General features: G+C 73.1%; 21 protein-coding genes and 1 pseudogene. 12 read left to right on the top strand and 10 right to left on the bottom strand.

Features of this window, described 5'->3' with window-relative positions:
• Positions 1-32 precede the first annotated feature (32 nt).
• Genes ACIQPT_RS05415 through ACIQPT_RS05425 form a run of 3 tightly spaced genes read left to right on the top strand, consistent with a single transcriptional unit; the run spans position 33 to position 2,787 of the window.
• Positions 33-848 carry an ABC transporter ATP-binding protein gene (locus tag ACIQPT_RS05415; RefSeq protein WP_401152931.1) on the top strand — a complete coding sequence of 272 codons (816 nt, stop codon included), beginning with the start codon at positions 33-35 and terminating at the stop codon, positions 846-848.
• On the top strand, positions 845-2,227 hold the full coding sequence (locus ACIQPT_RS05420; RefSeq protein WP_401152932.1) for a hypothetical protein: 1,383 nt from the start codon (positions 845-847) through the stop codon (positions 2,225-2,227). The genes ACIQPT_RS05415 and ACIQPT_RS05420 overlap by 4 nt, the downstream gene beginning before the upstream one ends.
• On the top strand, positions 2,224-2,787 hold the full coding sequence (locus ACIQPT_RS05425; protein ID WP_401152933.1) for a hypothetical protein: 564 nt from the start codon (positions 2,224-2,226) through the stop codon (positions 2,785-2,787). The genes ACIQPT_RS05420 and ACIQPT_RS05425 overlap by 4 nt, the downstream gene beginning before the upstream one ends.
• 56 nt (positions 2,788-2,843) lie before the next feature.
• Here the strand turns inward: ACIQPT_RS05425 and ACIQPT_RS05430 are convergent, their stop codons facing one another.
• The 4 genes from ACIQPT_RS05430 to ACIQPT_RS05445 are packed head-to-tail and all read right to left on the bottom strand — an operon-like array spanning position 2,844 to position 6,189.
• Positions 2,844-3,776: an ABC transporter substrate-binding protein gene (locus tag ACIQPT_RS05430; protein WP_401152934.1), complete on the bottom strand. Its 933-nt coding sequence runs from the start codon at positions 3,774-3,776 to the stop codon at positions 2,844-2,846.
• 10 nt (positions 3,777-3,786) lie between these two features.
• Positions 3,787-4,464 carry an ABC transporter permease gene (locus ACIQPT_RS05435; RefSeq protein WP_401152935.1) on the bottom strand — a complete coding sequence of 226 codons (678 nt, stop codon included), beginning with the start codon at positions 4,462-4,464 and terminating at the stop codon, positions 3,787-3,789.
• A 4-nt stretch (positions 4,465-4,468) separates the two neighbouring features.
• Positions 4,469-5,119 (bottom strand): ABC transporter permease, encoded by a 651-nt coding sequence (locus tag ACIQPT_RS05440; protein ID WP_401152937.1) that lies wholly within the window; start codon positions 5,117-5,119, stop codon positions 4,469-4,471.
• Positions 5,116-6,189 (bottom strand): ABC transporter ATP-binding protein, encoded by a 1,074-nt coding sequence (locus ACIQPT_RS05445; protein WP_401152939.1) that lies wholly within the window; start codon positions 6,187-6,189, stop codon positions 5,116-5,118. Before ACIQPT_RS05445 ends, ACIQPT_RS05440 begins: the two co-directional genes overlap by 4 nt.
• 127 nt (positions 6,190-6,316) lie before the next feature.
• Between ACIQPT_RS05445 and ACIQPT_RS05450 the strand changes: the two genes are divergently transcribed.
• Entirely contained in the window at positions 6,317-7,867 is a 1,551-nt protein-coding gene (locus tag ACIQPT_RS05450; protein WP_401152941.1) for an aromatic amino acid ammonia-lyase, read from the top strand.
• On the opposite strand, the gene ACIQPT_RS05455 is transcribed toward ACIQPT_RS05450, so the two are convergent.
• The 3 genes from ACIQPT_RS05455 to ACIQPT_RS05465 all read right to left on the bottom strand — a co-directional run bounded on the left by ACIQPT_RS05455 (position 7,846) and on the right by ACIQPT_RS05465 (position 11,613).
• Positions 7,846-9,651 carry a cytochrome c biogenesis protein DipZ gene (locus ACIQPT_RS05455; RefSeq protein WP_401152943.1) on the bottom strand — a complete coding sequence of 602 codons (1,806 nt, stop codon included), beginning with the start codon at positions 9,649-9,651 and terminating at the stop codon, positions 7,846-7,848. The two genes, ACIQPT_RS05450 and ACIQPT_RS05455, sit on opposite strands and share 22 nt — an antisense overlap.
• A gap of 140 nt (positions 9,652-9,791) precedes the next feature.
• Positions 9,792-10,898, bottom strand: coding sequence for a hypothetical protein (locus ACIQPT_RS05460; RefSeq protein WP_401152944.1), 1,107 nt, complete (start codon positions 10,896-10,898; stop codon positions 9,792-9,794).
• A 112-nt stretch (positions 10,899-11,010) separates the two neighbouring features.
• Positions 11,011-11,613, bottom strand: coding sequence for a TetR/AcrR family transcriptional regulator (locus ACIQPT_RS05465; RefSeq protein WP_401152946.1), 603 nt, complete (start codon positions 11,611-11,613; stop codon positions 11,011-11,013).
• Positions 11,614-11,770: 157 nt separating this feature from the next.
• On the opposite strand from ACIQPT_RS05465, the gene ACIQPT_RS05470 reads away from it, so the two are divergent.
• From ACIQPT_RS05470 to ACIQPT_RS05485, 4 genes are read left to right on the top strand one after another with little or no spacing between them, the layout of a single operon-like run.
• Positions 11,771-12,364: a 2Fe-2S iron-sulfur cluster-binding protein gene (locus tag ACIQPT_RS05470; protein ID WP_401152947.1), complete on the top strand. Its 594-nt coding sequence runs from the start codon at positions 11,771-11,773 to the stop codon at positions 12,362-12,364.
• Positions 12,361-13,362, top strand: coding sequence for an FAD binding domain-containing protein (locus ACIQPT_RS05475; protein WP_401152949.1), 1,002 nt, complete (start codon positions 12,361-12,363; stop codon positions 13,360-13,362). Before ACIQPT_RS05470 ends, ACIQPT_RS05475 begins: the two co-directional genes overlap by 4 nt.
• The gene (locus ACIQPT_RS05480; protein WP_401152951.1) at positions 13,359-15,506 is read left to right on the top strand and encodes a xanthine dehydrogenase family protein molybdopterin-binding subunit; all 2,148 of its coding nucleotides are present in this window, start codon (positions 13,359-13,361) and stop codon (positions 15,504-15,506) included. Before ACIQPT_RS05475 ends, ACIQPT_RS05480 begins: the two co-directional genes overlap by 4 nt.
• On the top strand, positions 15,499-16,644 hold the full coding sequence (locus ACIQPT_RS05485) for an XdhC family protein (protein ID WP_401152952.1): 1,146 nt from the start codon (positions 15,499-15,501) through the stop codon (positions 16,642-16,644). The genes ACIQPT_RS05480 and ACIQPT_RS05485 overlap by 8 nt, the downstream gene beginning before the upstream one ends.
• Here the strand turns inward: ACIQPT_RS05485 and ACIQPT_RS05490 are convergent.
• Positions 16,631-17,320, bottom strand: coding sequence for a TetR/AcrR family transcriptional regulator (locus tag ACIQPT_RS05490; RefSeq protein ID WP_401152954.1), 690 nt, complete (start codon positions 17,318-17,320; stop codon positions 16,631-16,633). The genes ACIQPT_RS05485 and ACIQPT_RS05490 overlap by 14 nt on opposite strands.
• A 114-nt stretch (positions 17,321-17,434) precedes the next feature.
• Between ACIQPT_RS05490 and ACIQPT_RS05495 the strand changes: the two genes are divergently transcribed.
• Positions 17,435-18,847 carry an MFS transporter gene (locus ACIQPT_RS05495; RefSeq protein WP_401152956.1) on the top strand — a complete coding sequence of 471 codons (1,413 nt, stop codon included), beginning with the start codon at positions 17,435-17,437 and terminating at the stop codon, positions 18,845-18,847.
• A gap of 396 nt (positions 18,848-19,243) precedes the next feature.
• Here the strand turns inward: ACIQPT_RS05495 and ACIQPT_RS05500 are convergent, their stop codons facing one another.
• Positions 19,244-20,245 (bottom strand): Acg family FMN-binding oxidoreductase, encoded by a 1,002-nt coding sequence (locus ACIQPT_RS05500; RefSeq protein ID WP_401152957.1) that lies wholly within the window; start codon positions 20,243-20,245, stop codon positions 19,244-19,246.
• Between the two features lie 98 nt (positions 20,246-20,343).
• A pseudogene (locus ACIQPT_RS05505) lies at positions 20,344-20,484 on the bottom strand (DNA-binding response regulator); the annotation flags it as partial.
• 139 nt (positions 20,485-20,623) lie between these two features.
• Here ACIQPT_RS05505 and ACIQPT_RS05510 point away from each other — a divergent pair.
• The 3 genes from ACIQPT_RS05510 to ACIQPT_RS05520 are packed head-to-tail and all read left to right on the top strand — an operon-like array spanning position 20,624 to position 22,624.
• Complete coding sequence (locus tag ACIQPT_RS05510; RefSeq protein WP_401152959.1) at positions 20,624-21,322, top strand: HemK2/MTQ2 family protein methyltransferase; 699 nt, start codon at positions 20,624-20,626, stop codon at positions 21,320-21,322.
• Between the two features lie 49 nt (positions 21,323-21,371).
• Positions 21,372-21,596, top strand: a complete 225-nt coding sequence (locus ACIQPT_RS05515) for a CDGSH iron-sulfur domain-containing protein (RefSeq protein ID WP_401153064.1) — start codon at positions 21,372-21,374, stop codon at positions 21,594-21,596.
• Positions 21,593-22,624: an iron-containing redox enzyme family protein gene (locus ACIQPT_RS05520; protein WP_401152961.1), complete on the top strand. Its 1,032-nt coding sequence runs from the start codon at positions 21,593-21,595 to the stop codon at positions 22,622-22,624. The genes ACIQPT_RS05515 and ACIQPT_RS05520 overlap by 4 nt, the downstream gene beginning before the upstream one ends.
• The last annotated feature ends 8 nt before the right edge of the window (positions 22,625-22,632 follow it).

Consider the following 22,632-nt stretch of genomic DNA (forward strand, 5'->3'; position numbering starts at 1 on the left):
AAGCCTGCGACAAGCCCCGCAAGGAGCAACCGATGACCGTCCCGACCGGCGCGCTCGACACCGCGCCACGCACCTACGTCCACGAGATCCACACCACCGGTCTCACCGTCAGGGTCGGCCGGGACCATCTCGCCGTCGACGGCCTCGACCTCTCCCTGGGCACCGGAACCCACGGCCTGCTCGGCCCCAACGGCGCCGGCAAGACCACCCTGATCCGCACCCTCGCCACCGTCCTGCGGCCCACCGGGGGAGACCTCGAACTCTTCGGCCACTCCGTCCGCGACCGCGGCCACCACCGCGAGCTGCGCCGCCGCATCGGCTATCTGCCGCAGGAGTTCGGCTACTACAAGCGGTTCACCGTCCGCGAGTTCATCACCTACATGGCCTGGCTGAAGGAGATGCCCGCCCGGGACATCCCCGGCGCCGTGCAGCGCGCCGTGGAACGGGTCGGCCTCGCGGACCGGGCCGAGAGCCGGATGAAGGCGCTCTCCGGAGGAATGGTGCGCCGCGTCGGCATCGCCCAGGCCATCGTCAACGACCCCTCGGTGCTGCTCCTCGACGAACCGACCGTCGGCCTCGACCCGGCACAACGCCTCCAGTTCCGTGCACTCCTCCAGGAACTCGGCCGGGAGAGCTGCGTGCTGGTCTCCACCCACCTCGTCGAGGACGTCGCCGCGGCCTGCACCGATGTGGTGCTCTTCGACCGGGGCCGCCTCGTCTTCCAGGGCACCCCGCAGGCGCTGGCCGCCGCCGGAACCGCCGACCAGCCGGGCGACAGCCCCCTGGAACGCGGCTACTCCGCCCTGCTGTCCACGTCCGACTCCGAGCAGGAAAAGGGCAGCTGGTGAACCTCCGCGTCCTGCGCACCGAACTGCTGCGCTCCGCCGCCCCCTGGGCCGGCCTCACCGTCCTCGCCACCGGGTTCCTGTTCCTGTACGCCATCAACGGCGGCTGGTGGGGCGGCACGGTCCGGTGGACCGACCAGTGGACCTCACTGGCCCTGTGGACCCGGATGCTGCTCGCCTACTTCTGGCCCGTGGCCGCCGGGATCGGCGCCCTGTACGGGCTGCGCGACCACCGCTCCCGGATGCCGGAACTGCTGGCCGCCACGCCACGGCCCGGATGGCAGCGCGCCGCGACACCGGCCGTCGCGATCGCCCTGGCGCTGGCCGCCGGGTTCGGGGCGCTGCTGCTGTGGGGCGGCGTCCAGGTGGCGCTCGGCCCGACCTCGTACACCCACCTCGGCTGGCTGCCGATCTCCGCCGTCGGGCTGCTCGCCCTGGTGGCCGCGGCGGTGTTCGGCATGGGCGTGGCACGCGCCCTGCCCTCACCGCTGACCCCGCCCGGCGTGGCGGTCGTGTTCCTCGCGGCGAACGTCGTTCTGATGCAGCAGGGCGACGGCGAACTGCCCACCACCCGCATCGGATCGCATCTGTTCTCGCAACTCTCCCCTGCCGTCGCCGAGCCGCGCCAGGTGCTGCTGACCCTCACCGGCGCCGTGCACCTGGGCCAGACGCTGTGGCTGCTCGGGCTCCTGGCCACCGGGTTCGCGCTGCTGAGCGCCACCCGCGGGCGGAGCCGCCTCACGGCGGTGGTACCCGTGCTCGCCGGGGCCGCGCTGGCACTGCTGGTGCTGCCGGGCGACGCACGCGGCAGCTACCGCGTCGACCCGGCGGCCGCCGCCCCGGTGTGCGAAGGCCAGGTGTGCGTCACCGAGGTGCACCGCCACCGGCTCGACGCCCTCGCCCCTCCCGCCGCGCGGGCCCTGGACGTCCTGAGCACCGCGCTCGGCGACGCGGCGCCCCGGCGGGTACGGGAGGAGACCGCGCCGCGAGCCGTCGGCGAGGAGCGCCGGCTCGACCCGGCGGCGGTGCTCGTCCACTTCGAGGACCCCCAGATCGGCGGGGCCGAGGGCGACCAACTGCTGCGCCGCCTGGTCGGCGAGGGCCTCGCGCCGAGCTGCCGGGCCCTCACCTCCCGCGAGTTCGGCGGCGACGAGGTGCTCGTCGTGCAGAGCGTGCTGGCGAGCTGGGCGCTCGGGACGTACCGGCCCATCGAGGCCGATGTGTACGACCCCGAGGCCCACCGTGCCTCGATGGACAGGACGTGGAAGCGGTTCACGGCGCTCTCCCCGCAGCAGCAGCGGAGCCGGGCCGCCGAGGTGCGCGAGGCCGCCCTCGGCTGCGAGTTCACCTGGGCCGACGACCTGGCCGGGGGAGCGCGGTGACCAGCGGTCTCCTCCTGTACGCGCGATCGCGGCGGATCGCGCCCACGACCGGGGTGCTCCTCGCGTCGGCGGCGCTGCTCGGCGTGGTCGCCGCGGCCGACGGCACCGCCGAGCCGCGGCTGACCGTCCTGGCCCTGGCGGCCGCCGTCGCCGCGGCGGCCCCCGGGCTCGGCGGCCAGGACGCCGCCCTGGACCGGACGGCGGCGATCCGCTGGGCCCCGCTCCGGGCGGCGCACGTGCTGCTGATCGCCGCCGCCGTCACCCTCGTACTCCTGGCGGCGCAGACAGCGGCACGAGAGCCGGTGACGGCGGGGTTCCTGCTCCGGGACGCCGCCGGGCTGACCGGTCTGGCCGCGCTGGGGGCCGTGCTGTTCGGTGCGGCCTACGCCTGGACTCCGGTCGTCGGCTGGCCGGCCGCAACCCTCTTCGTCCCGCCCGACCCGACGGGGCCCGTCGGCTGGCTGCTGGCCCCGCCCGGGGCCGGGCCGGCCGCCTGGACCGCCGCCGTGCTGCTGGCCACCGGCGTCATCGGCTACGCGGCGGCCGGCCCCCGGAGGTGACACGCCCGGCCCCGGCGGTGGGGCGGCCGCCCCGGGCGGTGGGCGGCCGGTCCCGGCTACCGCTTGATGCCGTGCTTCGCCGCCCAGTCGTTCGCGACGTCCTCGGGGTCCTTGCGGTCCTTGTCCACCAGGCGGTTGAGCTCGGTGAGGTCCTTCGTCGTCAGGACGGCCCCGAGCCGGGCGAGCGCCTTGCGGACCGTCGAGTCGGCCTTGCGGTCGGCGATCAGCGGGACGACGTGCTGGCCGGGGATCAGGTTCTTGGGGTCGGTGAGGACGACCCAGCCCTCGGCGAGGATGTCGGTGTCAGTGGTGAAGAGGTTCGCCACGTCCACATCGCCCTTCTTGAGGGCCCCCTTGACCAGCGGGCCCGAGGAGTCGAGGGACTTGAACTCCTTGAACTCCACGCCGTAGACCTCCTTGAGGCCCACCGACCCCACCGTGCGCTTCTTGACCTCGGGCGCCGCCCCGATGACGAGCTTACCGTTGTGCTTCGCGAGATCGGCCAGGGACTTCAGGCCGTACTTCTCGGCGGTCTCCTTCGTCACGGCGAAGGCGTCGGCGTTCTCCGCCTCGCCGTACGGGAGGATCTGGAGGCCGCGCGGCAGGAGCATGGCCAGCGCGTTCTGCATCGTGCCCTCCTCGGTGGCCGTGGCCCCGGCGTCGAGGTAGTGCAGCAGGGCACCCTGGTACTCCGGCAACAGATCGATGTCGCCGCCCTTCAGCGCGGGGATGAGGATCTCGCGGGTGCCCAGGTTGGGGCGGACCTTCGTCTTCACCCCGGCCGCTTCGAGGGCCGCGGCGTAGAGGTATCCGAGGACCTGGTTCTCGGTGAAGTTGGCGGTGCCGATCGTGACTCCGCCCTCGCTGGAGCCGCCGCCCCCGCCGCCGGATCCCTCCCCGTCGAGGGAGGTGATGCCGCTGCTGCAGGAGGCGAGCGCGGGCACGGTCGCGGCGGCGAAGAGTCCGCCGAGGAGAGTTCTGCGGTTCATGGGAGGACTCCTAGGCCTGGGCCTGCGTGGCGGGGCGGTGGCGGAAAAGGACGCGCTGGAGGGCGGAGAGCGCGAGATCGAGGACGACGGCGACGAGCGCCACGAGCACGGCGCCGCCGAGCACCTGCACGAGGTCGCGCTGGGCCAGCCCGTCGAAGACGTACCGGCCGAGCCCGCCGAAGGAGACGTACGCGGCGATGGTGGCCGTCGCGACGACCTGGATGAGCGCGAGCCGGAGCCCGGTCATGATCAGGGGAAGCGCGAGGGGCAGCTCGACCTGGAGGAGGACCTGGTGCCGGCGCATGCCCTGGCCGCGCGCCGCGTCCCGCACCTCGGGGTCGACCGCCGTCATCCCGGCGTACGTGTTGGTCACGATGGACGGGACCGCCAGCGCCACCAGCGCGATGTAGACCGGCCACATCGAAAGACCGCTGGCGAGGAAGACGAGGACGACGAGCCCGACCGTGGGCAGGGCCCGCCCGAAGCTCGACAGGTTGATGGCGATGAACGCGCCGCGCCCGGTGTGCCCGATGAGCAGACCGATCGGCAGGGCGATGGCGGCGGCGACGAGGGTGGCGAGCAGCGAGTACTGGAGGTGCTCGGCGAGGCGGTGTCCGATGCCGTCGGAGCCGGTCCACTGCTCACCGCTGACCAGCCAGGAGCCGAGGCCCTTGAGGAGTTCGTACATGAGGTCAGGCCCCCTGCTTCTGCCGGCGGGTCCACGGCGTCAGGACGTACTGGAGGGTGACGAGCAGGGCGTCCGCGACGATCGCGAGGAGCAGGGTCAGGACGACGCCGACGATGACGGGGGTGGGGAAGTTGCGCTGGAAGCCGTCGGTGAAGAGCTGCCCGAGTCCGCCGTCGCCGATGTACGTGGCCACGGAGACGAGGGAGATCGCCATCACCGTCGCGATCCGTACGCCCGCCATGATCACGGGGAGGGCGAGGGGAAGTTCGACGGTGAGCAGGGTGCGCAGCGGCCGGGACCCCATCGCCTTCGCGGCTTCCTTCGTCCTGACCGGGACGGAGTCCAGGCCCTCGACGGTGTTCCGCAGGAGCACGACGAGCGTGTAGATGGTCAGGCCGATGACGGTGGTGGTGCGGGTGAGCCCGCTGACCGGGAGAAGAAGCACGAACACCGCGATGGACGGGATCGTGAACAGGACGTTCGACAGGCCGAGGAGCAGTCCGCGCAGCCTGCGCACCCGGTGGGCCACCACGGCCAGCGGCAGCGAGACGAGCAGGCCGAGGAGTACGGCGCTGAACGCGGCCTGGAGGTGGGAGAGCGTCAGGGCGGTGAGATCGTCGGTGTGGTCGGCTATCCACGACCAGTCGACGCTCATGCGGCCACCGTGCTCGCCGCGCTGTGCACCTGTCCCGCGCGGTCGTGGATGTCCTCGCGGGACGTCACACCGGTGAGGACGCCGTCCGCGTCGACCCGGGCGACCAGGCCGCTCGGCGCGGCGATCGACTCGTTGAGCGCGGAGAGGAGCGAGTCGGTGTCCCGCAGCGGCCGGACGGGTATCTCCGCGGCGCCCTTGCTCTCGCTGTCGCGCCAGGCCAGCGGCTTGCGGGCGGCGTCGAGGGTCAGCTGCCAGCGGGAGCCTTCGGGGGCGGGGCCCTGGGCGACCGCTTCGAGCGTCGTCAGGGACAGCAGCTTCAGGCCGCGCTCCGCGCCGAGGAAGTCCGCGACGAACGCGTCGGCGGGGCGGGCCAGGAGTTCGGCGGGGGCGGCGCACTGGACGAGGTGGCCGCCGGTACGGAAGACGGCTATTTGGTCCCCGAGCCGTACGGCCTCGTCGATGTCGTGAGTGACGAAGACGATCGTCTTGTTCAACTCCCGCTGGAGCCGCAGCAGTTCGTCCTGGAGCTGGGTGCGGACCACCGGGTCGACGGCGCCGAAGGGCTCGTCCATCAGGAGGACCGGCGGGTCCGCGGCGAGTGCGCGGGCCACGCCGACGCGCTGCTGCTGGCCGCCGGAGAGCTGGTGCGGGTAGCGCTTCCCGGCGTCGGCGGCGAGGCCGACCGTCTCCAGGAGCTCCGCCGCCCGCGCCCGCGCCTTTCTGCGGCCCCAGCCGAGCAGCAGCGGTACGGTCGCGATGTTGTCCAGCACGGTGCGGTGCGGGAAGAGCCCCGACTGCTGGATGACGTAGCCGATGGAGCGGCGCAGCTCGGCGGCGTCCTGTTCCAGGACGTCCTTGCCGCCCACCCTGATGGTCCCGGAGGTCGGCTCGACCATGCGGTTGATCATGCGAAGCGTGGTCGTCTTGCCGCAACCGGAAGATCCGACGAGGACGGTCACGCCTCCTTCCGGCAGGTCGAGCGTGAGGTCGTGCACCGCGGTCGTGCCGTTCGGGAAGCGCTTGTGGGCCTTGTCGAATTGGATCATGAGGAGTCCCTTGCCCGGCTGCATATCATCATGCAGAGTTCTCGGTGACTGAATAGGTTGTCAATAGGTCGTCGCCGCTCAGGCGTAAATCCCTGGTTACGCATGGCCGCAGGGCAAGACGGAGCGCCCGATCGAGGAGGAAATGCTACTGATGTCGTCTCATATCTCGGACGAGGTGGCCGAAGACAGCAGTGCGATCGTCATCCTCGACGGCCGCCGACTGATGGTCGCAGATGTCGTACGCATGGCCGAATCCGACGCCCGGCCCGTTCCGGCGACCGACGGCATGAAGCGGATGGAAGCCTCGTGGAACGCCGCCCGGGAAATCGCTTCGTGGGGCCGCGTCTACGGCCGCTCCACCGGCGTGGGCGCGAACCGGAACGAGTCCGTGCCCACCGAGGCGGCCGCCGACCACGGCCTGCGCCTGCTGCGCAGCCACGCCGGAGCGATCGGCGAGGAGCTCCCCGCGCGGCAGGTCCGCGCCATGCTCGCGGTCCGCGCCAACCAGCTCCTCGCCGGCGGAGCGGGCCTGCGCCCGACCGTCGTCACCGCGCTCTGCGAGGCCCTGGAGACGGGCGCCTATCCGAAGGTCAACGAATTCGGCTCGGTCGGCACCGGCGACATCGCCGCCCTCGCGCAGATGGGCCTCGCCCTGGCGGGCGAACACCCCTGGCGGGGCGCGGGCGCCGCCCCCGGACCGCAGCCCCTCGACAACAACGACGCCCTCGCCCTGATCAGCAGCAACGCCCTCACCCTCGGCCAGTCCGCCCTCGCCCTGCACGAACTGCGCACCCTGATCGCGGCCACGCAGGTGGTGGCGGCCCTGTCCCTGATGGCGATCGACGGCAGTTACGAGGCCTACGCGCTGCCCGTGCACGAGGCGCGGCGGCACGCCGGTTCGTACGCGGTCGCCCAGCGGATGCGACTGCTGCTCGGTGCCCCCGACCGCCCCACACCGCCGCTCGGCCGGATCCAGGACCCGTACGGCTTCCGCTGTGTGCCGCAGATCCACGGACCCGCGCACGACGCGGCGGACGCGCTCGACGAGGTCCTCACGGTCGAGATCAACGCGGCCGCCGAGAACCCGCTGATCTCGGCCGACGACATGGCCGCCTACCACCACGGCGGCTTCTACCTCGCCCAACTCGCCCTGTCCCTCGACCACTTCCGGCTCGCGGTGACCCAGGTGGCCCGGCTGTCCACCTCCCGCCTCTCGACGCTCAACGAACCGGGCTTCACCCGCCTGCGCCCGTTCCTCGCGGACGGCGAGCCGGCGTCCTCGGGCGTGATGATCCTCGAATACGCGGCGGGAGCGGCGCTCGGCGATCTGCGGGCCTACTCCGCGCCCGCCTCGCTCGGCCACGCGGTGCTCTCGCGGGGCGTCGAGGAGCAGGCCAGCTTCGCGTCGCTGGCCGCGCGGCAGACCCTGCGGGCGTGCGAGGCGTTCCGGCTCGTGGTGGGCTGTGAACTCGTCGCGGCTGTCCGGGCGTTGCGCCAGCGCGAGCTGCGACTCGACCCGGAGCTGCCGGTCGGCCGCGCCTTCGAGCTCGCCGCATCGGTGCTCGACGCGGAGCCGGCCGACCGGCCCCTGACGGACGATGTGGCGGCCGCCGCCGGGCTGCTCGACCGGTTCGCCGAGCTGTGGCGGGCCGCGGGGCCGGAGCAGGGGGGCGGACCGGCTCACCCGAAGGTGAAGACGTAGGCCTGGAGGCCTTCGTCCAGGCGCAGTTCGAGGCGGGCGGTACGCGATTCCTTGTCGTCGGTGAGGCGGTACAGCGTCGGCGACCCGGTCACCTCGACCGTCCTGGTGACCTTCCCGTCCACGAGCACGGTGACCTTTCCGGTGCCGGCGAGGACGAGGTTGGCGTTCTTCGCCCGGTAGGTGAAGGCCAGACGGGCCTCGCGACCCGCGGTGAACTGCTCGTATCCCGCCGTCCATGTCCCGTCCAGCGACAGCTTGTTGAGCGGCAAATCACCCTTGGGGAAGCGGTAGGCGGTCGCCCTGTCGTCGACCAGGGGCGTTCCGACGTACCCGCGGATGCGCAGATTGCTCAGATACGTCTCGGGCGTCCGGTCGGCGGCCAGATCGTCCATGGCACGGTCCGTGGGCTTCGGCAGGACGACGGTGGGGTCCGCCTGCCGGAGCAGCTCGCGGATCATCTTCTCGGTCTTGTCGTACTGGCCCTCGCCGAACTTGAAGTAGCGGACGGTGCCCTCGGCGTCGATCAGATACTTCGCGGGCCAGAAGCGGTTGCGGTAGTTGTCCCAGGTGGTCAGGTCGTTGTCGAGGGCGACGGGCCAGTCCACTCCGAGCTTCTCGGCGCCGGCGACGACATTGCCCCGCTTCTTCTCGAAGGCGAACTCGGGGGAGTGCACCCCGATGACGCGCAGCCCCGCGTCCCGGTAGGCGCGCTCCCAGTCGCGGATGTGCGGCACGGCACGCTGGCAGTTGATGCAGGAGTACGTCCAGAAGTCGACCAGGGTGACCTTGCCGCGCAGGGTCTTGAGGTCGACGGGCCGGTCGCCTGGGGTGTTGAACCAGGAGTCGATGCCCTCCAGTGCCGGGGCCTGCCCGCACGAGCGCAGCTCGTCGGCGCCGTCCTCGCACCGCGAGAGCTCCTTGTTGGAATCGTCGTACAGACCGGACAACTGCTGCCGGGCGGCATCGCTGTCCTCGATCTTCTTCTGGACACCGGAGGTGTAGTCGGGCAGCGCCCGCTGGATGGCCGCCGTGACGTCGAGAGCCAGACCCAGCGCGAGCACGATCATCAGGGAGCCGGCGGCGATCCGCAGTCCCCGGGCGCGCCTGCGGAACGCGGCGATCCGATCGGCGACCCTGCGCCCGGCGAGGGCGAACACCAGCAGGGGCACGGCCGTGCCGACGGCGAACGACAGGGTCAGCACCACGATGTCGGAGCTGATCTCGCCCCGGGCGCCCGCGATGGTGATCGCCGCCAGGACGGGCCCGGCACACGGCACGTACAGCAGGCCGAGGCCCAGACCGAGGGCGAAGGCGCTGCCCTCCTTGTTGACCTGACGCTGCGGAATCCGGGCGAAGGGCTTCTCCAGCACGCGCTCGACGGGCGGGAAGATCAGGCCGAGCCCGATGAGGACGAGCAGCGACAGTCCGACGTAGCGCAGGATGTCCTGCGGCAGGCCGAGGGCGGAGATGATCGTCACCCCGAGCAGGGTGAAGAACGCGAAGCTGATGACGAGCCCGGCGACCACGGCGTACGGACGCCGATTGCGCGGCGCGCGTACGGGAGCGGCCGGGGCGGTCGCGGTCGCCACCGAGCCCCCGCCGCCTTCGGCCCCGCTACCGTCACCGCCCGCCGCACCGGCACTCCGGGCCTCGGCCGGGGTGCCGGCGTCCTCGCCCCGCCCGGTGCCCCCGGCCAGGAACACCACCGGCAGGACGGGCAGAATGCAGGGCGAGACCGCGGTGATCAGCCCTCCCAGCAAGCCGATCAGCATCAGCGTGATCATGGCGTACCGCCTCTCGAAGGAGAGAGCGGCGGACTCCGCGGCCCTCCACCCCGTATTCGGTGCCGGGCGATCACCGGATTGGTGCCGAGCGGCACACCGCGCTGCTCGTGCCGTGCGGGGGCGGCCCTTCCCGGGGTTCCTCAGGAACGGGTGGCGGTTCCGCAGGTCCCGTCCCCGGCCTCACCCATCTGCTTCTCCATCGGCGCGCTCCGGTCGTACGGGTCGACCGCGGGGCCGTCGCCCCCGTCGGATGCGGCGCGATCGGCGAGGAACTTCGGGGTCAGATAGCCGGTGTAGGTGCCGCAACCGCCGTTGGTGGTGTCCACCTTGTAGGAGACGAGCGAGAAGGTGCCCGGCTCGATCACGATCTTCGCCGGGTCGTCCCAGCTCATCACCACCTCGCGGCGCACGATGGTGCGCGCGACCTCGTCGCTGCCGCCCGCGGCGCGCACGACCGGGTAGACGTAGGTGACGTCGGTGGAGATCTCCACCGCACCCTTCGCGCCCTCCCGGAAGGCGACCCGGCCGCGGGTCTTGACCACGTCCCCGGCCGGCCGCACATCGGCGGACCGGAAGCGGCTGAACAGCAGGAGCGGGTCGTTCTCGCGGTCGGGTGCGCGGAACGCCTTCCCGAGGAAGTCCTGGACGTCCGACTGGTGCGGGTTGATGAGCGCCATGGCCTTCTCGGGCCGCTCGCCGCGCAGCACGGCGGGGTCGAGACCGGACGCGACCAGGAAGTCCCGGGTCCGGTCCAGCGCCTTGCCGACCTCCGCTTTGCTCATCCAGCCGGTCGCCCGTGCCTCGGGCAGATGGATGCCCGCCGCGCCGTCGCTCCAGCGTGCGGCCGGTGATCCGCTGAACGGCTGGTCCAACGTGGGCTGTTGGTCGGCGGCCCCCACTGCGGGCGGCCCGCTCGGACGCTCCGACTCCGCGGCGAGCGGTGTGGTGTCAGTCGCTTCCCCGCCGTCGAACCAGCCCACGATCCGCCCGGGAGCGACGGCCACCGTCACCAGCAGCACGATCGCGACCACCAGACCGAACGCGTACCACCCCTTGCCGCGCCGCCGGGGTTGGGCCGGCGTGTAGGTCCGCCACCCCTCCGGCGGGCCGGGCTCCTCCTGGAGCCGCCGTGCCACCATCCGGGCCCGCGCCGACGGTTCCTCGGGCGCACCCGGGCTTCCGGCCTCGGCCTCCTTGAGGAAACGCTCCCACTCCTCGTCCGGTACGGACGCCCCACCCTTGCTCAACTCACCGCTCCCGCCCGTGTTCCGTGCCGGCGTCTCCCTCGGCCCCTCCCCAGGTCCGAGCGCCGTACGGCATCATCACACGGCCCACCGACACCGACGGCGGGCGGTCCGGTCAGCGGCCGGGCGCCCCCACGCGCAGCCCGTCCATGACGAAGTCCAGGAGCCGGCCGGCCGTGGGCTCCCAGTCCTTGTGCGGATCGAGCTGCCAGAGACCGGCGATGGCGAGGAAGAAGTCGTCCGGGGTCACCCCGGTGCGGATGGCCCCGGCCTCCTCGCAGGTGCGGAGGAGGGTTCCGGCCGCCTCCATGATCGGGGTGGGGCCGGGCCTGGCGGGCCCGCCGGGCGCGCTGGTGACCAGCCGGATCGCGTCCGCCAGACCGGCCTTGGTCATGGCGAACCGGGCGAGACGGTCCATCCACTCGCGCAGGGCCCGTTCGGGCGGGCGGGTCTCCAGCAACTCGCACGCCGCGTCGGCGACCTGCTGCATCTCGTAGCGGTAGATCTCCAGGACGAGCGCCTCCCGGTGCGGGAAGTTGCGGTAGAACGTGGCCTGTCCGACGCCCGCCTTCTTGGCGATCGCGCTCAGCGGGGCGTCCGCGCGCAGCGTCAGCTCGACCATGGCCACCCGCAGGATGCGTTCGCGGTTGCGCTGCGCGTCCGAGCGCAGGGGGGCGTCCTTGTTCGACCGGGACACGGATCCTCCTCGCGGGTTCATGGCCGAAACCCGTCCTTGTTAACCGGACAGTTGTCCGTTACGTTTTCCAGGCAAGCGGACAATAGTCCGGTTAGGGCTACCTTACTGCCGACCGGGGCCGCCGGTCACCGGCCGACGGCCCGGGTTCCTCGTCACCTGACACCAGAAAAGGCTGATCATGGCCCCAGCGACCTCGTCGACGTCGAGTGCGATCACCCTGAACATCAACGGCGAGAAGCACCACCTGTCCGTCGACCACCGCACCACTCTGCTCGACGCCCTGCGTGAGCGTCTCGATCTCACCGGCACCAAGAAGGGCTGCGACCAGGGACAGTGCGGCGCCTGCACCGTCCTGGTCGACCAGCGGCGCGTCGTCTCCTGTCTCAGCCTCGCGGTCGCGGCCGAGGGGCGCGAGGTCACCACCATCGAAGGCGTGGGCGGGGGCGATGACCTGCACCCCGTCCAGCAGGCCTTCCTCGACCTCGACGGCTACCAGTGCGGTTACTGCACCCCCGGCCAGATCTGCTCGGCCATCGCCGTCATCGAGGAGCACGCGGCCGGCTGGCCGAGCGCCGTCACCGACGACGTCGGCCCCGAGGCGGGGCCGCCACCGCTGACGCCCGACGAGATCCGCGAGCGGATGAGCGGCAACCTGTGCCGCTGCGGCGCCTACGTCTCGATCGTCCAGGCCGTCGCCCGGGCCGCCCAGGAACATGCCGCCGAGGCGCACGCCGAGGACCGGACCGCAGCCACGAAGGAGACCGCCGCATGAAGGAGTTCGGCTATCAGCGCGCCCACGACGTCACCGGCGCGGTCGCCCTCCTCGCCGCCGACCCGGACGCGCGGTACCTCGGCGGCGGCACCAACCTCGTCGACCTGATGAAGGCCGGCGTGGAGCGCCCCGCCCGGCTCGTCGACGTCCGCGAACTCCCCCTGGGCCGCGTCGAACCCACGGCGGACGGCGGCCTGTGCATCGGAGCGACCGTCACCAACAGCGACCTCGCCGCCCACCCCGACGTCCGCCGCCGCTATCCGGCGCTGGCCCAGGCCGTCCTGGCCGGGGCCTCCGGGCAGCTGCGCAACATGGCCACCGTCGGCGGCAACCTCCTCCAGCGCACCCGCTGCGGCTACTTCACCGATGTCTCGGGACCCTGCAACAAGCGGACCCCGGGCAGCGGCTGCCCCGCCGTCGCCGGCGAGCACCACAACCACGCCGTCCTCGGCGCCTCCGGCCACTGCGTGGCCGTGCACCCCTCCGACATGGGCGTGGCCCTGACCGCGTTCGACGCCGTCGTCTCCTATGAGAGCGCGGACGGGCCCGGCGAGAGCCCGATCACCGACTTCTACCTCCCCGTCGGCGACACCCCGCACCGCGAGACCGCCCTGCCGCCCGGCGCGCTGATCACCCACGTCAGCCTGCCCGCCGCGCCCGTGGCCGCCCGCTCCCGCTACCGCAAGGTGCGCGAACGCGCCTCGTACGCCTTCGCGATCGGTTCCGTCGCCGCGGCGCTCGACATCGAGGACGGCCGCGTACGCGAAGCGCGCCTCGCCCTCGGGGCCGTCGCCTCCCGGCCCTGGCGCGCCCGCGCCGCGGAAGCCGTCCTGACCGGCGCACCGGCCGACCGCGCGACCTTCGCCGCCGCCGCGGACGCCGAACTCGCCGCCGCCAGGCCGCTGCCCGACAACGGATACAAGGTGACCCTCATGCGCAACCTCGTGGTCTCCGTACTCACCGAACTCACCGAACTCGCCGAGGGGGACGCCCGATGACGACCACCACGCCGGGACCCCCGGCCGTGCGCGGAGCCGTCGGCGTCGCCCACACCCGTATCGAGGGCCGCGACAAGGTCACCGGCGCGGCGCGCTACGCCGGTGAGATCCCCTTCGCGGACCTGGCCCATGGCTGGCTCGTGCTGTCCACGGTCACCCGGGGCCGGATCCTCGACGTGGAGACCGCCCCGGTCCTCGGCATGCCGGGCGTGCTCACCGTGCTGCACCACGGCAACGCCCCCCGCCTGAACACCGATTACGTCGGCATGCTCGGCACCCCGCCGGACCCGGCCTCCGCCGTCTTCCAGAACGACCGGGTGCCGTTCGCCGGCTGGCCGGTCGCGCTCGTCGTCGCCGAGACCCCCGAGGAGGCCAGGGAGGCCGCCGAAGCGCTCGTGGTGACGTACGACCAGGAGCCGCACGACACCGTGCTCGTCGACGGCCACTCTGGCGCCTACCCCGGCGCGGGCCATATGCCCGCCGAGACGGAGAAGGGCGACCTGGAGGGACAACTGGCCGCCTCCGCCCATGTGGTGGACGCGCGGTACACCACCCCCGAAGAGCAGCACAGCATGATGGAGCCGCACGCGGCGACCGCCCGGTGGGAGGGCGGCCGGCTGGAGGTCGTCGACTCCAACCAGGGCGCCGGCTGGGTCCAGAGCGAGCTGGCCACGATGTTCTCGCTCGACGCGTCCTCGGTGCGGGTGCGCTCCGAACACATCGGCGGCGGCTTCGGCAGCAAGGGCCTGCGCGCCCACCAGGTGTCCGCCGTGATGGCCGCCACCGCGCTGCAGCGCCCGGTACGCGTGGTCCTGACCCGACGCCAGACGTTCTCGCTGGGCGGCTACCGCAGCCCCACCACACAGCGCGTCAGGCTCGGCGCGGCCCCCGACGGCCGGCTGCTGGCCCTGGAGCACCGCTCGTTGAACCAGACGTCCACGGTGTACGAGTTCGTCGAGCCCAGCGCGGGCGTCGCCCGGGTGCTGTACGACGCCGACGCCCACCGCACCGCCAACCACGTCGTCCGGCTCGATGTGCCGTCCCCGACCTGGATGCGCGCGCCGGGGGAGGCCCCGGGGTCGTTCGCGATCGAGGCGGCCCTCGACGAACTCGCCGAACGCACCGGCGTCGACCCGATCGAGCTGCGCCTGCGCAACGAACCGGCCGTCGGCCCGGTCTCCGGGCTCCCGTTCAGCAGCAACAACCTGGCGGCCTGCTTCCACGAAGGGGCCCGCAGGTTCGGCTGGGCGGACCGCGATCCGCGCCCCGGTGTGCGCCGGGAGGGACGCTGGCTGCTGGGCACCGGCACGGCGGCGGCCTCCTTCGGCGCCGGGGCCGCCCCGTCCACGGCCCTGGTCACGGCGGAGGCGGACGGCTCCTTCACCGTACGGATCACCGCCGCCGACATCGGCACCGGAGCCCGCACCGCGCTCACCCTGATCGCGGCCGACGCGTTGGAGACGACCCCCGAACGGGTCCGGGTCCGCATCGGCGACAGCGACTTCGGCCCCGCGATGATCGCGGGCGGCTCCATGGGTACCCGCTCGTGGGCCTGGGCGGTCACGGCCGCCGCCGCCGAACTGCGGGAGCGGCTCGCGGTGACCACGTCCGTCCCCCCGGAGGGGATCACCGTGCGGTCCGACACCACCGCGGCCATCGGCGCCCTCGCGCAGAAGGAACGGCACTCCTTCGGGGCGCAGTTCGCCGAGGTCGCCGTCGACACCGCCACCGGCGAGATCCGGGTGCGGCGCATGCTGGGCATCTTCGCGGCGGGCCGGATCGTCAATCCGCTCACCGCCCGCAACCAGCTCGTCGGCGGCATGACCTGGGGCATCTCCATGGCCCTGCACGAGGAGGCGGTCCGCGACCGCAACACCGGCGGGCACTACGCCCCCGATCTCGCCGGCTACCACGTGGCCACGCACGCCGACGTCCCGGACATCGAGGTGGACTGGGTGGACGACCACGACCCGGACGACCCGGTCGGCATCAAGGGCGTCGGGGAGATCGGCATCGTGGGCGCGGCGGCGGCCGTCGCCAACGCGGTCTGGCACGCCACCGGTGTACGCCACCGGGACCTGCCGATCCGCCCCGACCGGATTCTCACGGCGGCCCCCGCGGGCGGGGGAGCCGTGGATGCTTGACATCGCGGGCGAGCTGCACCGATGGATGGCGGAGGGCCGGGAGTTCGCCGTCGGCACCGTCGTCTCCGTCGGCGGCAGCGCGCCGCGCGGTCCCGGCGCCGCCCTCGCCGTCGACAGCGAGGGCACGGCGATCGGCTCGGTCTCCGGCGGCTGTGTGGAGGGCGCGGTCTACGAACTGTGCGAGCGGGCCCTCCAGGACGGCGCGACCGTGCGCGAACAGTTCGGCTACAGCGACGAGGACGCCTTCGCCGTCGGGCTGACCTGCGGCGGGGTCATCGACATCATGATCACGCCGGTCCGCGCCGACTCACCGGAACGGGAGGTGCTGCGGGCCGCGCTGACCGCCGCCGTCTCCGGCGGGGCGGCGGCCCTCGCCCGGGTGGTGCGCGGCCCGGACGGCTTCCTGGGGCGGTCCCTGCTGGTCCGCCCCGACGGCAGTCACGAGGGCGGGCTCGGGGGCCACCCGGAGCTGGACCGTACGGCGGCGGCCGAGGCAGCCGCCCTGCTGGACGCCGGCCGGACCGGCGCCGTCGCCCTCTCCGAGGACGGATCGCACTGCCCCGGCGGGCTCACCCTGCTCGTCGAGACCAGCGTGCCACCGCCCCGGATGATCGTCTTCGGTGCGGTCGACTTCGCCGCCGCGCTGGTACGGGCCGGGAAGTTCCTGGGCCACCATGTGACGGTGTGCGACGCCCGGCCCGTCTTCGCCACCCGGGCCCGGTTCCCCGAGGCGGACGAGGTCGTCGTCGACTGGCCGCACCGCTATCTGCGGGGCACCCCGACCGACGCCCGTACCGTGCTGTGCGTGCTCACGCACGAGGCCCGGTTCGATGTGCCACTGCTCGTGGAGGCGTTGCGGATGCCCGCCGCGTTCGTCGGCGCGATGGGGTCGCGCCGGACCCACGAGGACCGGACGCGGCGGCTGCGCGAGGCGGGCCTGAGCGAGGCCGAACTGGACCGCCTCCACTCACCCATCGGCCTGGACCTCGGAGCCCGTACGCCCGAGGAGACGGCCCTGTCCATCGCGGCGGAGATCGTCGCGGCCCGGCGCGGAGGCACGGGTCTGCCGCTGACCGGCGGCGCGGAGCCCATCCACCGGGAGCCCCGGCAGGAGCCGCTGGCCGTCAGCCCGCGCTGAGTCCGTCGCGGATCCGGGCGACGACGGCGGCGACGGCCTCGTCGAACTGCTCGTCCGCGGTGGGCAGGGGCAGCGCGGCGGCCTCCCGGAGCGTCGGGATGTCGAGATCGGCGTGCGCCGAGAGCCAGTGGCCGGGGACGAGCGTTTTCCCGTCGTCCCCGACCCGGTCGGCCGGCCCGTCGACCACGAGGGCGAAGGACAGCACGGCCAGGGACAGTTGACGGTGCGCCGCGAGCGCGGCGGGCATGTCCAGCCCGACGTCCCGCAGGAGCCGGAGGAACCGGTCCAGGTTGAGCAGGCGGTTCGGATGCACCGAGGCCGGCGGGGTGTCCTCGTCGAGGGAGACGAGCAGGGCGCGGGGCCACCGGCGGTACAGGGCGCGCAGAGAACGGGCGTAGTCGGCGACGGAGGTCTCCCAGTCCGCCGGGTCGAGCGCGGGCGGGTTCCAGGAGCTCAGCATGAGGTCGACGGCCAGTGCGACGACCTCCCCACGATCCTCGACGTAGTTGTACAACGCCCGTACGGTCACGTCCAGTTCGGCGGCCAGTGCGCGCATCGTGAGGGACGGGAACCCCTGTGCGCCGGCCATCTCCAGCGCCTTGGCGGCGATGATCTCGCGGGTGAGGACCGGGCGGCCCTTGCGGGTTGCGGGACGGTGGCGAGGGGTGGCAGGCATGGCGACAGCGTACGGGCCGCTTGAACTTCACGCATGTTGACTTTAACGATGGATGGAGCCAGGGTTGCCCTCCGTACCCAAACGCCGCCTCGACGCCCGGAGGTCGATCCCCGTATGCCGGCTCAGAAGTCCCGCCGCTTTCCGCCGCTGAGCGGGGCCTTGGTGCTCGTGATGGCGTCCACCGGCCTGGTGGTCGTGGACCTGACGATCGTGGCCATCGGGCTTCCGCTGATCAGCGCCGATGTGGCGGACGGAGCCTCGGCGGAGTCCGTGGTGGTGACGTACATGGTCGCCATGGGCGCGCTCACCCAGGTCGTCGGAAGCCTGTCGGACCGGTGGGGCCGGCGGACGCTGTTCCTCGCCGGGATCGCCGTGTTCACCCTTGCCTCGCTGGGCGCGACCGTGGCACCGGACCTGCTGTGGCTCGACCTCGCCCGCGTGGTCCAGGGCGCGGGAGCCGCCGCGATCATGGTGAACGGCATCCCGCTCCTCTCCGACCGCTACTCCGGCGAGGAGCGCAACCTCGCCATCGGCGCGTGGGGCTCGTTCGCGACCGCGGCAGGCCTGCTCGCCCCGGTCTTCGGCGGGGTCCTGGCCGAGACCTTCGGATGGCGGGCGGTCTTCGCGGTCAACCTGCCGCTCGGCGTGGCCGCCTGGCTGCTGGCCGTACGCGTGCTGCCCCGTTCCCCCGGGGTCGAGGGAGCGGGGCGGACGGGCCGGACGGACTGGCTCGGCAGCCTGCTGCTGATGCTCGGCCTCGGCACGGCGACACTGCTGATGCTCCGCCCCGGTGACACGCCCTGGTCCCGGCAGGACACCGCGGTGCTGCTCACCGCCGCTCTCGCGCTCGTGGCCTTCCTGGCCGTCCAACTCCGGGTGCCCGCGCCGACGCTGGAGCTGCGGATGTTCGGCCGGCCCGCGTTCTCCGGCGCGATGCTGGCCGTCCTCCTCTCCCGCGTCCTGACCATCGGCGGCTCCGTCTACCTGGTGCTGTACTTCTCCGACGGCCTCGGCCTGAGCCCGACCGGGGCGGGCCTCCTGATGACCCCGATCTTCCTCGCCCAGATCGTCATGGGCATGGTCGGCTCCAAGCTGATCGGCAACCGGGCGCCCGGCCCGGTGATCGGCGCCGGATACGTGCTGAAGGGCATCGGCTTCGCCGCCCTGGCGCTGCTGATCACCCCCGACACCCCGTGGTGGGCGCTCCTCCTGCCGCTGATCGCCTGGGGAGCGGGCGGCGGGATCGCCGGAGCCCCCGTCATGGCCGTCGCCGTACGCGTCACGGCACCCGAACGCGTCGGCATGGTCGCCGGGACCGTCTCCACGCTCGCCTCCCTCGGCGCGGGTGTCGGCACCGCGGCGCTCGGCGCGGTCTACGCCCTCCACGGCGGCCACGGCGCCCAGGCGGTCACCGACGGGGCCCGGGCCGTACTGGGCGTGTCGGCGGCGCTCGCGGCCGTCGCCGTCCTCACCACCCTCACGCTCATCGACCCGCGCCGGGTGCCGCGCCCCGACCTCGGCGGGTGACGGACGGCGTCGGTTCCGCTCCGTGCTGCGACTCCTCGCGACGATGCTTCATGGGCGGCCCGGGCCGCTGCCGCGTGGCTTTCGGTGCAGTCGTCGAGGCCGACGGTGACGTGGCGGTTCATGACGGGGCCTCCTCGGCGTGCCGGGTTCCCGGTGCGGAACCACGTCTCCAGCCTTCCGCCGCCCGCCCCGTCGGCGGGAGGGCCGACAGGGCTCGATCGGGGCCGAAAGGCCCATGCCCGCCGACTCCCGGGTCGCTCACGCGCTGCCGCACCACGGGAACTGCCCCGTCGAGGTCGTTCCTCCCGGTCACGCCGGTGCCACCGACGGGGCGGCGGAGGCGGCGGACGCCTCGTGAGCCGGCGGCCTCGCCGTCGCACGACGGCGAGGAACCGGTCATACGACGGTGAGGACGTCGGCGACCGGCCGGCGCGGGGTGGCCGTTCCCGAGGGGCCGTAGCCGAGCCGGAGCACCATGTGCACGAAGGCCGTCGCGGAACCGGGATCACGGGTGAGGGGGCGGAGTTCGGGCCATTCGAGCGGCTGCGACATCAGCGAGGTCGAGAGACCGTCGAGCGTGGCTTCCAGAAGCACGCGCTGCATCGCCTGCCCGGCCCGCAGCCAGTCCGCCGGAGTGTCCGTCGCCGTACCGAGGAGCGCGATCTGCGGCCGCTCCTCGAACGTGGCAGCGGCACGGTCCGGCACCGTGCGGGGGATGTCGAAGTCCCGGGCGGGGGCCGTCACGCCGTACTGGCGCGGACCGAAGGCGGAGGACGGGATGCCGTCGTCGTCGGCGGCGGTGCCATCGCCGGTCCTGCCGGTGCGCGTCCAGTCGGCGATCTCGGCGCGCACGGCCGCGTCGGCGGACTCCAGGAGCTCCGCGTCGTGGACGAGGTCCAGCACGGCGTCCCGGTGCCAGGTCCCGGGCACGATCAGCCGCGAGCCCTCCAGGAGGGCGGCCGCGCACAGCTCGTCGAGCAGCTCCGGCGGGATCGGCTCCTCGGAGAACGGGAAGCGGCTGGTGTGCCGTCGTGCTATCGCGGGGTGGAGGTCGGCCAGCGCGGTGTCCGTCGCCGCGGACTCCTTCAGCCGGACGTCGGCGAGACGCAGGTGGTCCGAGGGGTCGGGGAGCAGTTCGGCGTCGGCGGTCCACCCGTGCCGGGCGGCGGACACGCGCAGATTGAGCAGCGCCGCGCCGCACCCCAGGTGCAGACCTCGCCGGTCCGGATCGCCGACCGGCAACGTACGTTCCGGATCGCCGTACAGGGAGAGCAGCCGGGAGCCCGAGTGGTGGACGAACCGCCAGGGCTGGGCGTTGTGCATGGACGGCGCGGCGACGGCGTCCTCGACCAGCGACGTCACCACCGCCGTGAGCTGGTGTTCTTCTTGCGTGAGCATGGGCGTGTCCTGTCTGCGAGACGTCTGCGGTACCGCTCTCCAGGTCTTGTCGGAGAGGTACAGCCGCTTGGCGATCTGCGCCGATCCGTTGATCCGGCATCCGGGACCGCAGCTCGCGGCTCGCGGCAGACGGTGGCACCGTCGCCGTCGCCGTCGCCGTCGGACAGCCGGACGTCGAGCACGGCGACATCGGGCCGCAGCGCCGGTCCACGGGCCGGCGCCTGCCGGACCGGTCCCGCGCCGCGCGCCCACTGCCTACGGGCATTGTCCCAGGAGCGGGGCGACGGCGCCCTGTCGGCATCCGGGCCCGTCCTCCCGGGCGAAGACGCACAAACCGTTCGACCATGGGATCACTGCCGACGGCACAGGAGGACACCGATGACGCAGCAAGCCCTGCCGTCAGAACTCGGCGACGCACCGCGACCGGGCAGGGTCCTACGGCTCCCGGGCGTGTACCGGTCCCAGGAGGACACGCTCCTGCTGGCCGCCGCCATGCGCCGTGAAGGCATCCGCGCCGGAATGGACGTACTGGACCTGTGCACCGGAAGCGGCGCGCTGGCCCTGCACGCCGCCCGGCTGGGAGCCCGCGTCACCGCGGTCGACATCAGCCGCCGGGCGGTGGCGTCGGCGCGGCTGAACACGGTGCTCGCGCGGCTGCCCGTCACGGTGCGGCGGGGCGACCTGCTCCATGCGCTGCCGGGCCGTACGTTCGACGCGGTCGTCAGCAACCCCCCGTACGTACCGGCTCCCGGCCCCTCGGCGCGCGGTCACCGGGCCGCCCGCTCCTGGGACGCGGGCCTCGACGGCCGGATGGTCCTGGACCGCATCTGCGACGGCGCTCTCGCCGCCCTGCGCCCCGGTGGCCTGCTCCTTCTGGTGCAGTCGGGGCTGAGCCGTCCCGACGCGACCGTCGGCAAGCTGTCCGGAGCCGGACTCGATGTCTCGGTGACCGACCGGGTCACGATTCCGCTCGGCCCCGTCACCCGCGGCCGGTCGGCCTGGCTACGGGCCCGGGGGCTGCTGCCGGTCCACCAGGACGGGGAAGAGCTGGTGGTGATCCGTGCCCGGAAGGAATGAGCGGGACGAGCGGGAGGAGCGGAACGGGCGGAACGAGAAGCCGCGCCGAGTGGTGGTGAACCGGGACGGCCCCATCCTGGTGGAAGGGCCGGTCGAGGTGGTGGCCGACGACGGCACGACGACCCGGTCCGACCGCTTCGTCGTCGCGATCTGCACCTGCCGCCGCAGCCGCACCTACCCCTGGTGCGACACCAGCCACCGCCGCCGCAAGCCCGCAGGGCCGGACCCGGGCGGCCGAAAGCCCCGGGAGAGCGAGGAGGAATCCGGGCCGTGACGACCCCCGCCACCACCGCCCCCCGGAGCCCCGAGGCGTCTCCCGGGCTACCGCAGCCGCGCGGACCCCTGAGCGAGAGCGTCCTTGGTGTCCTGGCCGGCCGCGGAACACGGCTGCCGGAAGCAGCCGAGGTCCGCCGCGCCGACCCGTACGGCGACGATCTCCAGCTGCTCCTGTACGGCCTGTACGAGCTCCACTACCGGGGGTTCGCGGGCGTGGACGAGCGCCTGGAATGGGACCCCGCCCTGCTCGGCGTACGCGCGGCGGCCGAGGACGTCTTCCTGGACGCGCTGCGCCGCGACGGGGGATCGGACCGGACGGACGTGGCGCAGGCCCTCGACGCGCTCCTGCTGGAACCCGTGGGGGACGACGGCCACAGCGTCAGCCACCACCTCCAGCGGGAGGGGGAGCTGTGGCAGCTGCGCGAATACGCGGCACTGCGCTCCCTCTACCACCTCAAGGAGGCCGATCCGCATCTGTGGGTGGTGCCCAGGCTGCGCGGCCGGGCGAAGGCGGCGATGGTCGCCGTGGAGTTCGACGAATTCGGAGCGGGGCGGGCCGAGGACGTCCATGCGCGGCTCTTCGCCGATCTCATGACGGACCTCGGCCTTGACGCGCGCTACGGCCGCTACCTCGACGCCGCACCGGCCCAGGCCCTGGCCACGGTCAACATGATGTCCCTCTTCGGCCTTCACCGGCGGCTGCGCGGTGCGCTGGTCGGGCACTTCGCCACGGTGGAGATCACCTCGTCGCCGGGGTCCAGGAGGCTGGCGGCGGCCCTGCGCCGGGCCGGTGCCGGCCCGGCGGCACAGCGCTTCTACGACGAGCACGTGGAGGCCGACGCGGTCCACGAACAGGTGGTGCGCCACGAGGTGATCGCCGGCCTGCTGGAGGACGAGCCCGGGCTGGCGGCCGACGTCGTCCTGGGCATCGGGGCGACCGGCCATCTGGAGGACCTTCTCGCGGACCACCTGCTGGCGGCGTGGCGCGAGGGCCGCACCGCGCTCCGTACGCCGTTGACGTCCTGAGGGGCCTC

The organism is Streptomyces sp. NPDC091289, from assembly GCF_044757365.1.
Classification (GTDB): Bacteria; Actinomycetota; Actinomycetes; order Streptomycetales; family Streptomycetaceae; genus Streptomyces.

Coding starts and splice junctions, on each gene's coding strand:
- ACIQPT_RS05435 (WP_401152935.1), bottom strand. CDS start 4,464: ATGTACGAACTCCTCAAGGGCCTCGGCTCCTGGCTGGTCAGCGGTGAG.
- ACIQPT_RS05480 (WP_401152951.1), top strand. CDS start 13,359: ATGACGACCACCACGCCGGGACCCCCGGCCGTGCGCGGAGCCGTCGGC.
- ACIQPT_RS05500 (WP_401152957.1), bottom strand. CDS start 20,245: ATGCTCACGCAAGAAGAACACCAGCTCACGGCGGTGGTGACGTCGCTG.
- ACIQPT_RS05445 (WP_401152939.1), bottom strand. CDS start 6,189: ATGCAGCCGGGCAAGGGACTCCTCATGATCCAATTCGACAAGGCCCAC.
- ACIQPT_RS05415 (WP_401152931.1), top strand. CDS start 33: ATGACCGTCCCGACCGGCGCGCTCGACACCGCGCCACGCACCTACGTC.
- ACIQPT_RS05465 (WP_401152946.1), bottom strand. CDS start 11,613: ATGAACCCGCGAGGAGGATCCGTGTCCCGGTCGAACAAGGACGCCCCC.
- ACIQPT_RS05510 (WP_401152959.1), top strand. CDS start 20,624: ATGACGCAGCAAGCCCTGCCGTCAGAACTCGGCGACGCACCGCGACCG.
- ACIQPT_RS05490 (WP_401152954.1), bottom strand. CDS start 17,320: ATGCCTGCCACCCCTCGCCACCGTCCCGCAACCCGCAAGGGCCGCCCG.
- ACIQPT_RS05470 (WP_401152947.1), top strand. CDS start 11,771: ATGGCCCCAGCGACCTCGTCGACGTCGAGTGCGATCACCCTGAACATC.
- ACIQPT_RS05485 (WP_401152952.1), top strand. CDS start 15,499: ATGCTTGACATCGCGGGCGAGCTGCACCGATGGATGGCGGAGGGCCGG.
- ACIQPT_RS05440 (WP_401152937.1), bottom strand. CDS start 5,119: ATGAGCGTCGACTGGTCGTGGATAGCCGACCACACCGACGATCTCACC.
- ACIQPT_RS05450 (WP_401152941.1), top strand. CDS start 6,317: ATGTCGTCTCATATCTCGGACGAGGTGGCCGAAGACAGCAGTGCGATC.
- ACIQPT_RS05430 (WP_401152934.1), bottom strand. CDS start 3,776: ATGAACCGCAGAACTCTCCTCGGCGGACTCTTCGCCGCCGCGACCGTG.
- ACIQPT_RS05455 (WP_401152943.1), bottom strand. CDS start 9,651: ATGATCACGCTGATGCTGATCGGCTTGCTGGGAGGGCTGATCACCGCG.
- ACIQPT_RS05475 (WP_401152949.1), top strand. CDS start 12,361: ATGAAGGAGTTCGGCTATCAGCGCGCCCACGACGTCACCGGCGCGGTC.
- ACIQPT_RS05495 (WP_401152956.1), top strand. CDS start 17,435: ATGCCGGCTCAGAAGTCCCGCCGCTTTCCGCCGCTGAGCGGGGCCTTG.